Source organism: Rhodohalobacter sp., from assembly GCF_034521535.1.
Lineage (GTDB): Bacteria > Bacteroidota > Rhodothermia > Balneolales > Balneolaceae > Rhodohalobacter.
In genome coordinates this window covers 395,843-410,919 of the sequence record NZ_JAXHMF010000005.1, presented here as the reverse complement: position 1 = coordinate 410,919, position 15,077 = coordinate 395,843, and the positions used below count along the sequence as shown (strand labels likewise).

Genomic DNA, 15,077 nt, shown 5'->3' with positions numbered 1-15,077 from the left:
TGGTCCGTTCGTTATTCCAATGCCTTTCTTAGAAGAAAATCGATGAAGCTTTCGTCGTTTGGGTCTTCGTAATCCCCATAGTAAGCAACATTAGCTATACCTATAGAGTCTGCCCATGTCCTCAAAGTTTTGGCATGATAAGCATGATGAGTTACTATTGTATTCTGCGTCGGGGCAACAACTGGTTTTTGTAGATTTGCAACCCAAAACTCAGGATCATCTTCCGTCATCATTAATAACATATCGACTTTCCTACGATAGTTTCTTATTTCCTCAGTATTAAACTCATTTAAAGAACTCATACCATAAAAAGATTTGAAACGATGAAACATATCGGGATCCAATTCAAAATAATCCATCCATTTAAAATTATATTCAGCAAAAATTAAACTTTGAAATTTTTCCAGATCGTATGTTGCCTGGGTAGCTTTAACAGCCATAGCTTTTACCCTTGTCGACTCTCTTAAAACTTTATCCTCATTTGATAAATCTGCCATGTCATCTGAAAAACCTAACCATAATGATGTCCCGGCCCCGGCTGAGCTTCCGGTGAGTATGATATTATTTTTATCAATATTGAAAGCTTCACTATAACTTTTTATAAACTGCAGGCCGCGTTTACTGTCATTAAGTGATTTAAGCACTCCGTCAGGATCATCCTCAAACTCTAAAAGTCTATAGTTAATACTTGCAAAAGCTATATCATTTTTTAACAGGGTTCTAATCTCTTCAGGAAAATCCCAGCTCCCGCTCCACATGGGTTCATAAACAATATCTTTACTTCCGGATATAAAGCCACCACCATGTATATAAATAACCAGAGGAGTTGGACGATCTGATTCGGGCAAGAAAATATCAAATGTATTTCTGGAATAGGGTCCATAGCTGATATCTTCAGAAAATTTTGCATCGATATCTCCTAAAGAAATTGGAGAATAGCTATAAGTGAGTTCCAGCTGATTATCTAAAACCAGATCATCATTATTCTCACAAGAGATAAAAATTAAAGCAGCTAAAATTATAATGAATTGGCAGGCTTTCATAACACTGGATTAATTCTATGTTTTTTATGAATATGATCTCTTTGTATTTAGTTAATTTTAAAACAAAAAATGCTTTTTAAGAAAATAAAATCGATTCACAACTTCTCGGCTGTTCCACAAAGACAACCGCGACCAGGCTTAATTCACTCTTTAGCTGCGAATTGTCAATATCAAATGAAACGGCACCCGAATTTGGTTAAGATGTTTAAAAAATAATTTCTAATCTTATTTTGATTCTAAACATGTTGGACATTCTACCCACTCTTCGCTCGGAATTTCACGAATAGCTCTCGGACTGCTTCCTCTCTCAAAAACCGGTTTAAACAAAATTTCTCCCTCATGTTTAGAAGTGCCGCAAGTATGGCAGCTTACGTCGTGATCAGCTTTTACGGGCGTGTATCCGCTGATTACCCATCCGTCATGATTTTGATGTGTAGCCAGACTTTCTAAGGCAGCACGAACAGTCTGTGACTTGTTCCCACTATAATATTTTTCAGCAAGTTTACTTAGCAGTTCTACGGTAGAGTTATCCAGTGTAAAATTGAGTCTTTTCATGATGAATGTGTTTTACTTTCTTCTTCTGCAACGGGATGATGTTCATGCGATGCAACCTTGCAAGTGCGGTGATGCTTATAGTTTTTCCAGTGCCCAAAAATCAGCAGAATACTCCCCACAATTGTTGCGGATGTTTCAAACCAGTAGCCGATCCAGAAGTGTCCCAGCAACCACCCGAACGTTATCAAGCAAAAATCCGGCCCCAAGTAGACGAACAATTTTTGAGTCGTAATGACTTCTGCGAGATGCATAGTAAATCGTTGGAGCTATCAACAGTATAAAAATGGGGTGGGCCCAATCGTGCAGTACGGCTGAGAGGGAGGTGAGCGGTAAAATGGCGATCAGTATCGGGAAAAACAGGCAGTGAATAGCGCAGATTACCGAGACGCTTATGCCAAATCGGTCCCAGAGAACAGAGCTTGTAATACTTTTTTCAGACAAGAAAACAGGTTTTAAAATCCTTGATTTTTAGTGTGTACTAAAATACACACTTTTCTTGCACAAAATCAATTATTGCGTATAGTGTCGTCTCCGTCTTCTTCTTCACTCTCTGAATCGTTTCTCTCTTCATTCGAGTCCGACACTTCTTCATCCTCCGGTTCAGCCTCATCACTGAATTTATCCATAAACTCCTCAAGAATTTCATCCGCAACATCCGTTTCGTCGATCTCCATCTGCCGTTCCATGAGCAGGCGCCGGTGTTCAGCCATGTCGTCATCCTTCAGTATCTCGTCAATCTCACGCGGTTTTGGAAGCTCCGTCACAGAATTGATTCCAAAGTGCTTCAGGAAGTAGTCTGTCGTTTTATAGAGCAGCGGTTTTCCGGGTGAGTCGGCCCGGCCGGAGACCTTAACCAGCATTTTTTCCAGAAGCTGACGTAAAATGTAGCCCGAGTCCACACCCCGAATCTGATCCACCTCCGGTTTTGTTACCGGCTGGCGATAGGCTACAATCGCCAGTGTTTCAATAGCCGACTGCGAAAGTTTTCGATAGGCATTCTCGTGCTGAAAGATACTGAGCCATGGATGGAATCGGGGCTGCGTTACAAAGGTATATCCACCGCCGGTTTTTTCGATGCGAAAGCTAAGGTCATTCTCCTCGTACCGATTATTGAGCTGATTCACAATTCGCTGAATCACATTTTCATCCGGCACTATCTCCTCTTCATTTTCTTGAATAATCGATGAGAGTTTATCCCAGGCAATCGGCTCAGGGCTGGCAAAAATGAGCGCTTCAATTACAGACATTAACCGGGTACCATCAACAAAACGGTAGTCAAGCATACATTCAGAGATTTACTATTGAATACGGGATTCTGGGATTTTTTGTTGGGTAAAGATAGAACGGATATGGCAAAAGTAAAATTAACGCTTATAGCAGATCAAGGTATGCTCATCCTTTTTAATGACCCGGTAACCCAAAAGGTGGAAAATATTTTTTACCAGAAAACGGGCTACCCGTATATCTATCAAATATGCATTTGGAGTGTCCTTTGATACTCCGGGAAGCCAGTGCAAAATGTTGTGGAAAAAACTGGTTCGCATTAATGCGGAGAGCTTCAGCCACAGAGGGGCCACTTCATTTATAATTAAAAAGCCGTCATTTCCGATTTTTTGGTATAAAGGCATAAAAATCCTTCCGGATACGGGAGCTTCAATCCGCTCGCCATTTTCATAGGCCAGGAACTCCCCTTTTTCTACCCGGTCAAAATTGTGATAACCCTCACGCATATCAAATTTCTCGGCATCCTCAACTATTTTATGGTAGGAAACTTCAAAGTAGCTATCCGGCACATTGGGATGCACGTTCATCTCTTCCTCGTACTCTTTCACCTCCTCTGGTTTCAGCGTAACCATACCGAGCCAGTGCATGGCAAGACGCAGAAAAGCCTGGCTTCGCGTAACCGAATCGACACTTGTATGAGCGCCGGCTTCAAATCCAATCGACATATGGCCGATATTGTTGATATAGCTCAAAAGGGTTCCCCGAATATTCTCTTCAAATCCCAGGATCTGAGGAACCGGGAATTTCCGCGCCAACCGGCGATTGTCCAGCCTGTCGTTAATCAGGATAAAGGCGCAGCTTTCTGATGATGTGGTATGCAAATCTATAAAAACAAAATCCGATGCCGTATCTCGGTGTTTATTCAGTATCCATTCCACGGAGTTTTTGATTTCCAGACTCTCTTTATATTCCACAGAGTGGTTGGCGTTGCCTGTCGGTGAATAGTGGCTTCGGTCGAAACCTGTTTCCCAAAGCCGGTTGAGATCCGTATCCACAAAGCGGACACCCAGTTCCAGCGCGCGCATGTTTCCGGTAATCACATATAGCGAACCATTTAGATTCTCACCGGACTCCAATAATTCAGAAACAACCGTATCCGTAGCATGAACGCCGGCCGTCTCATTTCCATGAATACCGGCAAAAACTACCACTACAGGACCGTTTACGTCGCCGGGAACTTTCCATCGGATTCGATCGGTATCCTGAATAATAACTTCCTGTAGCTCACTGTTTCGCATTCGTATTTCTTTTGATTTTTGTCCAGATGGTTTGTGTGTCTTTGTCCGTTAAAATACCGATTAATTTCCCCTGTTCAATAACCGGAAGACAACTAATACCTTCATCCACCATCAGAAGCATGGCATATTTTATATCGTCGTCAGGTTTGATGGTTGTTGGATTCCGGTCCATCACATCAGCGGCCGTCAACTCTCGTGAGTTACCAACCTCATTAAGATAACGATCTAACCGGGTTTTTGTAATGATACCTTTCAGCTGACCGTTTTTATCTTCAACAGGAATATGTCGAATATCTCTCCACTCCATAATTTTTAGAACCAGATCGGCAACATATTCGCCCGATACAGTAATCAGGTCTGACGACATCACATTACTGACCACGTCGTACTGTATTTCAACGGATTCGATCTCATTGAGTGATACTAATTCCCACTCGTCAACCGTAGTGCCCGACCGTCTCCTCTTATCCAAAATTGCTGTTAACGCTACAGATGCTTCTTCACGGCCCAGCTTATCTTTAAGCCGCCTGTAACTGCCAACCATCCACCGAGCCCCTGTCGCTTTTTTTTCAGCCCTTTTTCGGATGATACCGAGATATCGCTCAATATCCTGTTCATTAATATTCATCTTTTCAAGCCCCTTGTGAGACATCGGCAGAAGCACCTCCAGAATCAGTCGCATGGCAGACATTAACTGCCCTTCCCAAACCATTCCGCTTTGTATGCCCCACATTGCAGCTTTATAGAAATTCTCCTTTGCATCATCAAAATCGAGAGAGTCCCAGTTTCCGGCATACTGTTCCGGCATGTTGGCCATCAGCCCCGACCAGAAAGCAAGATTCGCAATTTCATCTGCCGTTGTAGGCCCGGAAGGCAAGTAGCGATTTTCAATCCTCAAATGAGGCTTACCCTTTGAAACTCCGTAGCATGGCCGGTTCCATTTGTATATCGTCCCATTATGCAGTTGAAGCGCCTCAAGTTTTGGAATTTCACCCTGCTCGAGCATGTCAAGAGAGTCCCGCTCAATTTCCATGTAAAATAGAAGTGTATGCCGTGCGATATCGTTTTTAAACACATCACCAATCCCTTTTATCCAGCGATTTCCAAACGTAACCCGCTGTTCACGTTGACGAAGGTGAAACCCTTTTCCCCGCGTATCGATACTCTGCTGAAAAAGGGCTATACGTGTTTCCGCCCAAAGCTGTTTACCAAGCAAGAGCGGCGAGTTAGCGGCTATCGACAACACGGGACCGGCCAGCAGTTGTGCCCAGTTATATGAATCGGCAAACTGTTCAGGCTCTATCTGGTAGTGACACTGAAAACTGGTATTGCACGCCTCAAAAAGTATATTCTGATGAGAAATCATAAGCTCATCAACCCCGGTAATGTTCAGCTCAAAATCCTCACCCCTCAGTTCAAGAATGATTTTGGCAAGCTCTTCATATCGTTTTCGCGGGGTCATATATTTCTTCTGCACCGCACGATAGTCGATGCTTGGCAATATCCCGGCAAGAATAACTCTTTCGTCGATTGACTGCGCGGCTTCGGAAGCCTTCCCGAGCAGGGAGTCGAGCTGGGTATGCATGGCTGAGAGGCTGTCTCCCGTCAAACGTCTCGGATCGAGATTGATCTCGAGATTATACCTGGCAAGCTCGGGAGTAAAATGGCTGTCATTAACTTTTTGCAGAACATCCAGCGCATTCAGCGACGGCTTAAAGTGTCTGTCAACTAAACAAAACTCCTGTTCCGCCCCGATCCGGGTAATTCCTGACTCAAAAAGTCCCCGTTCCATAATGGCTTCAATAGCCTCAACATCGTGCATCAGATGCTTTAAAAACTTTCTCTTAGAGTGAGGATCCCTGGCAATGGAGATATCGTGCGTTCCCATAGTGGTATTATATTGATCGGTTTAAAGGATGGAAGTTGATGAGAATTTTACCCTTCTGCATCACTATGCAAACGCCTTAACAATCGTTTTGTGATTGTCATATAGTTCTGTTCGGTTATAATCCCAACAAGCCTGTTATTCTTAACAACGGGCAGGCACCCGATTTTCTGTGAATCCATAATATCCACCGCTTCCAGAATTGAAGCCTCAGGGTGAATCGTAATCGGATTTTTAATCATGATATCATCCACAGACGTACTCTCATCGGCTTCTCCGTGAATTACATTATTATACTCCCGAAAAATCATTCGCATGGTAATCAAACCCACAAGGTGTTTGCTGTCGTCTTCTACAGGAATGTAGCGTATACGTCGCCAATCAATCAGATTTGCTACCAGCTCCGGAATATCATCTTTCTGAACCGTGAACAGGTCGGTGGTCATGAACTCTTCAACCAGAAGATTATGTGGCTGCCAGTTTTCCATATCGTCAACCTTGGCAAACCCCCATTTGTGAACCGGCTCACCCTTTTTCTGATTTTTCACCATGGCGTTGGTCACAGCCGTCAAGGCCTGTTCGCGCGATACTTTCTTGGAAAGATCGTTGTACGATTTCACCATCCAGAAACTTCCGGTTTGTCCCGTATCCGTACGGTCTTCAATGATATCCAAATAGCTTGAAATATCACCGCGATCCACTCCGGCCTTTTCCAATCCCTCCCTGGCTATCGGAAGAAATTCCTCGGTAATCAGTTCCACGGCAGAGTAGCGTTTATCATTCACCCAGCGAAATTTTGTGTCCAGCCCCAGCTTTGATGCTGCAAAAAAGTTCATTTTCACATCGTCAAAATCCATCTCCTCATGTATGTTTGGATAGTGACTGCTCATACCGTTTAGCAGGCCGAGCCAGAATGCAGCATTTGCAATTTCGTCCGTAACTGTTGGACCGGAGGGAAAGACCCGGTTTTCGATACGGAGATGCGGTTTGCCATCACTGATACCATAGCAGGGCCGATTCCAACGATACACCGTTCCGTTGTGGATTTGGAGCGCGCGCAGTGCCGGTACCTTCCCCTGCTCCAGCATCTCCTCTACATTTTCGTTCACATCCGCACTGAGTATAACCCGGTAACGGGCAATATCTTCCCGATATATTTCGAGTATGCTCTCTTTAATCCAGTCGTTTCCAAATGTCACTCTCGGGCTCGAGTCTCGCAGGTGATCTCCCACTTTCCGGGTATCAACAGACTGGTGAAACAGGGCAATCCTGGTTTCGCTCCACAACCGTTTACCAAACAGAAGCGGTGAGTTCACTGCGGAGGCAAGAACGGGGCCTGCAATAGCCTGGGCCATATTATACTTCTCCACAAACTCATCCGGACTCACCTGGAGATGGACCTGAAACCCGGTGTTTGAAGCTTCCAGGAGGGGCGTATCAAATCGCATCAAAAGCTCATCTGCTCCCTGAATCCGTAAGTCGTACTCTTCACCCCGAAGCTTATTGATCGCGTCACACAGTGCGTGATAGCGCTGAAGAGGTGTCAGATTTTTGATATCCAGATCCGATTTTCGAATCGTTGGCAGAACACCTGCAAGCGCAAGATCACCATCCAACTCCGAGATGGCTTCCCGAATAACGTCCAGCTTTTCAAGAATTTCTGTTTCCAGATTACTCAGACATTTTCCCTTAAACAGCTGAGGAGTAAGATTGGCCTCCAGGTTAAATCGGGCGAGTTCAGTGGTAAATCCATTATCGCCAAGCTTCTCCATCAGCTCCATTGCTATGGGATAAGGCTTCGCATTTTTATCAATCAGGCAGACTTCCTGTTCTGCTCCAATCCGGACGTTGTCAATTTCAAACCATCCTTCATTCAGCATCTTTTCCATCGCGCGAACATCCCGCAGCAGGTACTTCAAAAACTGTTGAGACTCCTCTTTAGATTCAGGTAAATGTACTCGCTCGTCGCCCATAGATCACATATTAAGTTCAGGATGTTTCAATAATTGAATAATTGATGCGTAAAGCAAGTCTAATTTATTATAAATAAGAATCTGTAAGAATTGTATTTTCAGTGCATACCAAAACAACAAATACCAAATCCCGATATTCATGTATAGCATTCTTGTGATCGATGACGATAAAATGACGCACTTCGTTATCAAACGTATTCTCGGTGAGCATTTTAACCTTATTCACGTTCATGATGCACAGGAAGCCGTAAATAAACTTTCAGAAGTTACTATACACCTCATTCTTTCAGATATCCATATGCCCGGAATTGATGGGCTGAAGTTTCTGGAATCGATCATGGCTGATGCCGAGCACAGCAATATTCCTGTACTGATTATGACCGGCAAGCCTACCGTTGAGAAAGAGAAGAGCGCACTCAACCTTGGGGCAGCTGACTTCATCAATAAGTCACTTTTCAAAGACGATCCTGAAAATGTGGTTGAGAGAGTGGAGTTGAAACTCACCACTACACTTGAAGGCATACCCGTACCCAAGGGATTTTCAGTCAGTAAAAAAGCATTCGTCCAAAGCTTGATGGATGAGGTACAGTCCGGCGATTTTTTTACCATTTCTCGCAGGCTCTGTTCGCTTTTACATAGCCGGTTCGATATCGATCACATTTTTTTCTGGGTTGTGAGGAATAATCAGCCCAGACTGATCTTAACAATGGGGATAAAAAATCTCCAGAAATTTGGCCCTGATGATCTACTCAAAGAGGAAACATTCAGGCTTTTTTCAGCTCAGCCTAAACCTTACCTATCAAATCACGCCTTTGGCGAAGACCCGGGGATTTTCAAAGAAGCTTCCAAAGAGGAAAAACTGCCTTCAGAAATTGGGATTCCACTATATGAAGTAACCGACCGGGAGTATTTGAAGAACGATCGGAAAATACCGGAAAATGCCCCCATGTTTGGATACCTGGTTTTGAAAAGGAATAAACTGTTCTCCACCAAGGAGTTCAATTTCCTGAGTAAACTGCTGATACAGAGTGGAACTATTCTGTGGCGCTATTTCACCAAGATTTAAAGCTTGGATGAATTTAAATCCTGCGCGAAACAACAGACCCTTTATGATCTGACCGCTCGAACTTAATACTGTAAGAGGTTCCTTTTGAGTTGTCTATTTCCATCTTAGCCTCGAGCTGATCGGCAAACGTCTGTATTAACGTAGACCCTAACGTGCCTGAATTTATATCCGATGGTTCGAATCCAACCCCATTGTCGGCTATTATCAAATATATGAAGGGTTCCTTTTCAAAAAGTTTCACAGAAACCTCACCATTCTTTTTCCCTTTAAAAGCGTGCTTGAATGCATTGATCAAAATTTCATTGACCAGCAAACCAACGGGCATCGCCTGATTAATCCCAATGGATATATCTTCCAGATCCAATTGGACTACTACAGATGGGGAATCGTCGGCCAGGAAAACATCTCCTATACTTTCTGCTTGTTTTTGAATGTTCTCATTCAAGGATATATCTGAAAAGTTTTCCGAACGATAGAGCTGCTCGTGGATCAGTGCAATGGACTTTATTCGATTAATACTGGAGTTTAAAATACGTGTAACGGCCTCGTTATTGGCGCTATAAACCTGAAGCTGCATTAATCCCGAAATAACGGCCAAATTGTTTTTCACTCTGTGATGTATTTCTGAAAGAAGCATCTCTTTTTCCTGTAGTGAGGCCAAAACCTGTCTCTCTGCTTTCTTTCTATCTGTAATGTCTCTCCAAACTACATGCAGAAGCTCCTCTTCATTTTTGTCTGTAAAAGCCGTAATCACAACCTCAACAGGTAGATATGCTCCATCTTTTTTTTGATGAACACACTCAAATCTATGGGACTTTTTTCTTCTGCATTTCGCTCAACATTTCTCTTTGTAGATCTGCCGTCAACGTCCCATCCGGTTGCTTTTCCGGAGAAATGTCGACTATAGTTTTTCCTATCAACTCATTTTTTTTCTTATACCCCAAAATCTCTACAGCTGATGTGTTGCAGTCTATTATCACCCCATTTTTGAAAATAAGATTAGGGTCAGAAGAGCGCGTGAAAAGATCTTTATATCGCTTCTCTGAGATTTTTAGGGCTTCCTCAGTTTTTACTCTTTTCGTAATGTCTACGTGTGTGCCTGCCAGGCGAACAGGTTGCCCCTCTTCATCTCTTTCAGCGACCATTCCCCGGTCATTAATCCAAATCCAACTTCCATCCTTGTGTTGCATCCTGATATTAGTATCAAAATACTTCTTCTTGCCTGAAAAAAGTTTGAAGAGCAGCTCCTGAGTAGGTATTAAATCATCCGGGTGAGTCAGATTTTCCCATGAAGAAATATGCGACTTAATTTCACTCAAATTGTAGCCCAGCATCTTCGCCCACCACTCATTTACGATCAGCTCATCAGTTGTTAAATCCCAGTCCCAGGTTCCGGCCCTGGTAGCTTTCAACGCTAACTCCAGCCTCTGCTTGGTTTCAAATAACTCTCTTTGGTAGACTGTCTCCGTAGTTACATTACGGGCAACTCCCAGTATATCTGTACCTTCAGGATTATCTTTCAACAGTGTAAGCTTTGTCTGATAGAACTCTTCTTCTCCTTCCAAGTTTTCAATCGACCATTCATAAATCACCGGAACACCTTTCAATACTTTTTCTACTGCGTTCATGTGAACCATGCCCTTCTCATCGCCAAAAATATCGAATGCGTTCTTACCCAAAAACTCTTTTTGTACCTCATCATCAGCCCATTTTCCATAAAGTGCTGTATGTCGCCCTCTCCGGTCCAGAGTAAATACGATATCGTCAAAAGATTGCACTAGCGTCTTAAACTTTTCATGGCTCTCTTTTAGAGATTTCTCTTGTTCAACCTCATCCGTAACATTCCGAACGGAGCCGATAACCTTGATTATTTCTCCATTTTCATTTTTTACTGCATAACTTTTGGTGCGGACCCATTTTTTATTACCGTTTAAATCTGTGAATCGAACGGTGTAATCATAATCTTCTCCCTCCTTCAGACATCGCTTAAAAGCTTTACTGATTCGTTCACGATCATCAGGGTGATAGCACTCCAAGCTTTTCTCAACAGCATTTTCTTTTATGGGTTTTTCAAAACCGTGAATTTCATAAAGATAATCAGACCAATAAAACTCGTCTTTCTTTACATCATATTCCCAACCGCCTGTTTTCGATAGTTTCTCAACGTCATTAAGAATTCTCTCCCTTCTTCTTGCTTTAGAAGCTTGATTTTTCTCTTCTGTAACATCTTGCTTTACGGCGATGTAGTGCCTGATCTCTCCTTCATCGTCTTTAATCGGTTTGATGGTAGCCTTCTCCCAGTAGAGCGAACCGTCCTTTTTCTGATTAAGAAACTCACCCTTCCAGATCTTCCCGCTGATTATCGTAGCCCAAAGTTTCTTATAGAACTCATCTGACTGATAGCCGGATTTTAGAATTCTGGGATTTTTTCCCAATACCTCTTCGTAAGTATATCCGCTCAACTCCGAAAAAAACTTATTTACATATACAATCTGGCCGTCTGCATCTGTAATTACGATGGATGCCGGTGTTTGCTCGAGTGCAGACAAAAATATATCTGACCCTATCTGTATATTTGATTTCATTTGAGAACTCTATGACCTGTAAAAAAGTACGAACTTCTAAAACAGTAACGTTCTTACTCCATTTAAACTAATCAAAGATTATTAATTCTTTATAAAAACCAATCTCTATTCACTTGATGTGCATTTAATTTCAATTTTAGACAGGAACATTTTACCAAAGTATTTGATTTAACAGATAAGAAACTCCATTTAATCAACCTGATTATGCTACGAAAATACTATTTGCCATCATTATTTTTATTAACAACATCACTTCTATTAATCTCTTGCCAGGATTCCACTAACTCATTGGATGAGCAGGCACCGCAGCTTCCTCCCGTGGAATCCATGAATATGGATTTTTCCGCATTTGATGAGGATCCCGGTGCCAATCTCACTGCAGAGAATGAATCTTACACTCATTTTCTAAATGCATCAATCCGGGCAATGGTGATGAAAGGCATTGTAAGCACAAATCTGGCAATTCCTAAAGCACTGCTCAGTGCTGCTGAAAATGTTGACCCTGAGCTAACAGATGACGGTGAGTGGACCTGGAGCTATACATCTGATGAGAGCAATAATAATTTCGAAATTCAGCTGGTTGCAACATCAGGCAGTGATGGCTTTGTAAATTGGCAAATGTATGTTACCAACTCTGCGCTTAATATTGTCGATTTGCTATTTTTTGAAGGTGAAGTTGCAGAAGATGGTTCCGCCGGGAATTGGACCTACTATGCGCTTTTTGGTGAAGATGCCGGAAATGAAGTCTCTCAGGTCACCTGGAGTATCGAAAATGAAGAACAGCTTGAATTGCGCCTGGAGGTTCTGACAGACAGAAACGGAAATCTTGGAGATTACATAGAGTACTCCTTCAACTCCCCGGTGAAGCTGGCCACCTATTACAATGCCGGTGAAGATCAAACAACGGAAATTGAGTGGAACAGCGAAACGTTTGAAGGTTACCTGATCGCACCGAACTACAATAATGGAGATCAGGCTTGCTGGAACAGTGATTTTCAGAATGTAGAGTGTAGTTAAATATACTTCCACTCATGGTTCGGCTAAAATCACGGAGATTTTACTGAGGCTGTCTAAAAAGTAAAAGCAAAAGTAATCGAGCTTAAATAATTTTGACGACAAATCCCTCTCTATTAGTTAGAGAGGGAAATAGCCTGCCTTCCGAATCCCGAATGCTTTCGGGAGCAGGCAGGGGTGAGTCTGATAGAAAGGCTAAATTATTTAAGCGGTTTTAGAAGCCCGCTACCTTTATGGACGGCCTCATTCTACAAATTACAACCACATAACTGTAAAATAAACGTATATTTGTTTTTTGGGGGGTTACTTCATATTACTGCTTGACTTGAAACGTGGTTTTGACACGCGTTGGATAGTTTTAAATTGCAGAAGTCATGGGGGCGATAATTGTGGTTCTGATATGCTTATTCATTTCATCAGGTGAAATCAGTAGAGTCCGCTTAAAACGCCTTGATTCATCTCAAATAGTAGTTTTTTAAATAATACAAGTCGAACAGTGGTCATCTCAAAAGCCCATCAAACTTTCAATGTTTACAAATCTCCATTGATATTTTTTCATGTTATTGATTCCACTCGCAATCTTTTAGTAGCGGTAAATCAATACCATCTAAAACCCAATCCCAACAATAATAGAAATGGTTCTGTTTTTTTGTGGCCTGGGAAATTCACCACAACATTCGGGGTTGAATCCTGAATCGTAAATTTCTGAGAATCCATGATTATACCTTGCTTCAAAACTGACTAGCTTTGATGCAAATGGAAATTCATACCCTATACTGCCCACGATTCCAAAATCAGTTGAACGGGTGGAATCTTTTAAATCAATGGATGAAAAGGTTGATCGCAATAGATATGCGAATGATGGCCCTGCCATAATATTTAAGTTTGTATTATATGTAAGGCCTTTGGTAAACTTCAACAGTAAAGGTATCTCTATGTAATCTAGTTTAAATGTTCCATTTGTAAGAATGTCACCGGACTGCCAGGTGGAGGTGGATCCTTTCTGAGAATAGAACAGTTCCGGTTGAATAGAAAATGGGGTTCCCTTTAGGTTGAAATTGCCATAAAACCCAATGTTGAATGCAAAACGATTTTTGGAATCAAAATCTGTATCGTAAAAATTTGCAATATTTACACCACTTTTCAGGCCAACACTCTGAGCCTGGATGTGTTGAGTGGTGATTCCAATGGTTAAAATGAGTATGGCAATAATCTTAAAAAGTGAATTCATTGATCAGAATAGTTTGTTTCCCTTTAGTTGTAGGGCAAAAGCTAAAAGTTTTTTTTAAACAAAATTATGAGAAGCAATACCTATAGCAGATCTCGTTTACTTAATTATTTAGGTGTATAACGGTTTGGCTTTTCTGCAGCGAGGCGATCAATATTTAAGTAGAGCAAAAAACCTGAACCGATCCGCACAGCCTGCCCCGACCATTCGGGGAAATCCTTGTTAACTGTTACGTATTTGCAGGACAAGTAAATAAATAAAAATTTTACATGATTAGATCATTTTATGGAATATTGAATGTATTCCACAATTGTTCGCCTTCCGGTACTTGAACGATCCAGGCATATTCACCGGGTCCATCAATTTCTACAGAGAAGTAACTCGCACTTTCACCGGGTATGGCATCATAGGTACTGACACCTCCGAGGAAATCAGCTGGGGCAGGCGCTCTGAGGCCTCCAACTTTATACCAATCCATCCATGTATTTACTTCATTTAGATCAGTGCTTTCCCCTGTTTTGATCAGATGAACATTATTATGAACTGGATTTCCCAAAGAGTCCGCTTCCATTAGCACAGCAAATGAATGGAAACCGGTTTCAGCATTCCAATTAATATCGATCTCATGTTCTTTCAGTGTAATTATGTTTTCAACGGAGGGTTCAGGACTGTTCGCAGATTCATTCGTTATAGTAAGGGGCCGGGTCATACCGTTACTGATGTGAATAATACCATCTTCCGTCTTAACCCAACAATCTACGGCATACAATCCCGGTTCCAGATACACCGTTTTCTCGGCTGATCTTCCCGGAGAAACCATTCCCCGGGCGTTCACGTATTCCACCCCATCAGCCCAGTCTGGTAACAGTTCATTTACCCGCTTCGAAATACCGGATCTTTCAACTTCATCGGCCTGAAATTCTTCCAATAAAACTTCCCATGCGCCAACATATTCATCCAGATATTCTTTATAGGTAATGTCTTTGGGGAGGCGGGCAAAGCTTAATTCATGGATTTCATGAGCTTGTTCATTATTTAAAATAAAGGTAATCCAGCCTGAGGGTAATTCCTTAGGAACCTGAAATGCGTAATCATATGCGGCAATCTCTACTCTATATTCATCCTGATCTTGTGGACTGCATCCCCAAACCATAACTGAGATTAAGGTTATACAGCTAAGATTTTTCAGTGTATCCATTTTGTGCT

13 protein-coding genes are annotated in these 15,077 nt (G+C 42.1%); 2 read left to right on the top strand and 11 right to left on the bottom strand.

Annotation, left to right across the window (positions count from 1 at the left end; all coding sequences use genetic code 11):
* Window positions 1–11: 11 nt before the first annotated feature.
* The 7 genes from U5K35_RS08820 to U5K35_RS08790 all read right to left on the bottom strand — a co-directional run bounded on the left by U5K35_RS08820 (window position 12) and on the right by U5K35_RS08790 (window position 7,978).
* Entirely contained in the window at window positions 12–1,043 is a 1,032-nt protein-coding gene (locus U5K35_RS08820; protein WP_322571090.1) for an alpha/beta hydrolase, read from the bottom strand.
* 225 nt (window positions 1,044–1,268) lie between these two features.
* The gene (locus U5K35_RS08815) at window positions 1,269–1,598 is read right to left on the bottom strand and encodes a hypothetical protein (protein WP_322571089.1); all 330 of its coding nucleotides are present in this window, start codon (window positions 1,596–1,598) and stop codon (window positions 1,269–1,271) included.
* Window positions 1,599–1,733: 135 nt separating this feature from the next.
* Complete coding sequence (locus U5K35_RS08810; protein WP_322571088.1) at window positions 1,734–2,039, bottom strand: MerC domain-containing protein; 306 nt, start codon at window positions 2,037–2,039, stop codon at window positions 1,734–1,736.
* A 65-nt stretch (window positions 2,040–2,104) separates the two neighbouring features.
* The gene (gene scpB / locus U5K35_RS08805) at window positions 2,105–2,881 is read right to left on the bottom strand and encodes an SMC-Scp complex subunit ScpB (protein WP_322571087.1); all 777 of its coding nucleotides are present in this window, start codon (window positions 2,879–2,881) and stop codon (window positions 2,105–2,107) included.
* Window positions 2,882–2,962: 81 nt separating this feature from the next.
* Complete coding sequence (locus U5K35_RS08800; protein ID WP_322571086.1) at window positions 2,963–4,120, bottom strand: succinylglutamate desuccinylase/aspartoacylase family protein; 1,158 nt, start codon at window positions 4,118–4,120, stop codon at window positions 2,963–2,965.
* Window positions 4,107–6,008, bottom strand: coding sequence for a CBS domain-containing protein (locus tag U5K35_RS08795; RefSeq protein ID WP_322571085.1), 1,902 nt, complete (start codon window positions 6,006–6,008; stop codon window positions 4,107–4,109). Before U5K35_RS08795 ends, U5K35_RS08800 begins: the two co-directional genes overlap by 14 nt.
* Window positions 6,009–6,055: 47 nt before the next feature.
* Window positions 6,056–7,978: a CBS domain-containing protein gene (locus U5K35_RS08790; protein WP_322571084.1), complete on the bottom strand. Its 1,923-nt coding sequence runs from the start codon at window positions 7,976–7,978 to the stop codon at window positions 6,056–6,058.
* Between the two features lie 139 nt (window positions 7,979–8,117).
* Here U5K35_RS08790 and U5K35_RS08785 point away from each other — a divergent pair, with 139 nt between their 5' ends.
* On the top strand, window positions 8,118–9,044 hold the full coding sequence (locus U5K35_RS08785) for a response regulator (protein ID WP_322571083.1): 927 nt from the start codon (window positions 8,118–8,120) through the stop codon (window positions 9,042–9,044).
* A 13-nt stretch (window positions 9,045–9,057) separates the two neighbouring features.
* On the opposite strand, the gene U5K35_RS08780 is transcribed toward U5K35_RS08785, so the two are convergent.
* Together U5K35_RS08780 and U5K35_RS08775 are read right to left on the bottom strand one after the other, a co-directional pair.
* Window positions 9,058–9,681 carry a sensor histidine kinase gene (locus U5K35_RS08780; protein WP_322571760.1) on the bottom strand — a complete coding sequence of 208 codons (624 nt, stop codon included), beginning with the start codon at window positions 9,679–9,681 and terminating at the stop codon, window positions 9,058–9,060.
* A 169-nt stretch (window positions 9,682–9,850) separates the two neighbouring features.
* Entirely contained in the window at window positions 9,851–11,629 is a 1,779-nt protein-coding gene (locus U5K35_RS08775; protein WP_322571082.1) for a PAS domain S-box protein, read from the bottom strand.
* Between the two features lie 204 nt (window positions 11,630–11,833).
* Here U5K35_RS08775 and U5K35_RS08770 point away from each other — a divergent pair, with 204 nt between their 5' ends.
* Complete coding sequence (locus U5K35_RS08770; protein ID WP_322571081.1) at window positions 11,834–12,646, top strand: hypothetical protein; 813 nt, start codon at window positions 11,834–11,836, stop codon at window positions 12,644–12,646.
* A gap of 604 nt (window positions 12,647–13,250) precedes the next feature.
* Here the strand turns inward: U5K35_RS08770 and U5K35_RS08765 are convergent.
* Both U5K35_RS08765 and U5K35_RS08760 read right to left on the bottom strand, forming a co-directional pair.
* Complete coding sequence (locus U5K35_RS08765) at window positions 13,251–13,874, bottom strand: porin family protein (protein ID WP_322571080.1); 624 nt, start codon at window positions 13,872–13,874, stop codon at window positions 13,251–13,253.
* A 280-nt stretch (window positions 13,875–14,154) separates the two neighbouring features.
* Complete coding sequence (locus tag U5K35_RS08760; protein ID WP_322571079.1) at window positions 14,155–15,069, bottom strand: hypothetical protein; 915 nt, start codon at window positions 15,067–15,069, stop codon at window positions 14,155–14,157.
* Between the last annotated feature and the right edge of the window lie 8 nt (window positions 15,070–15,077).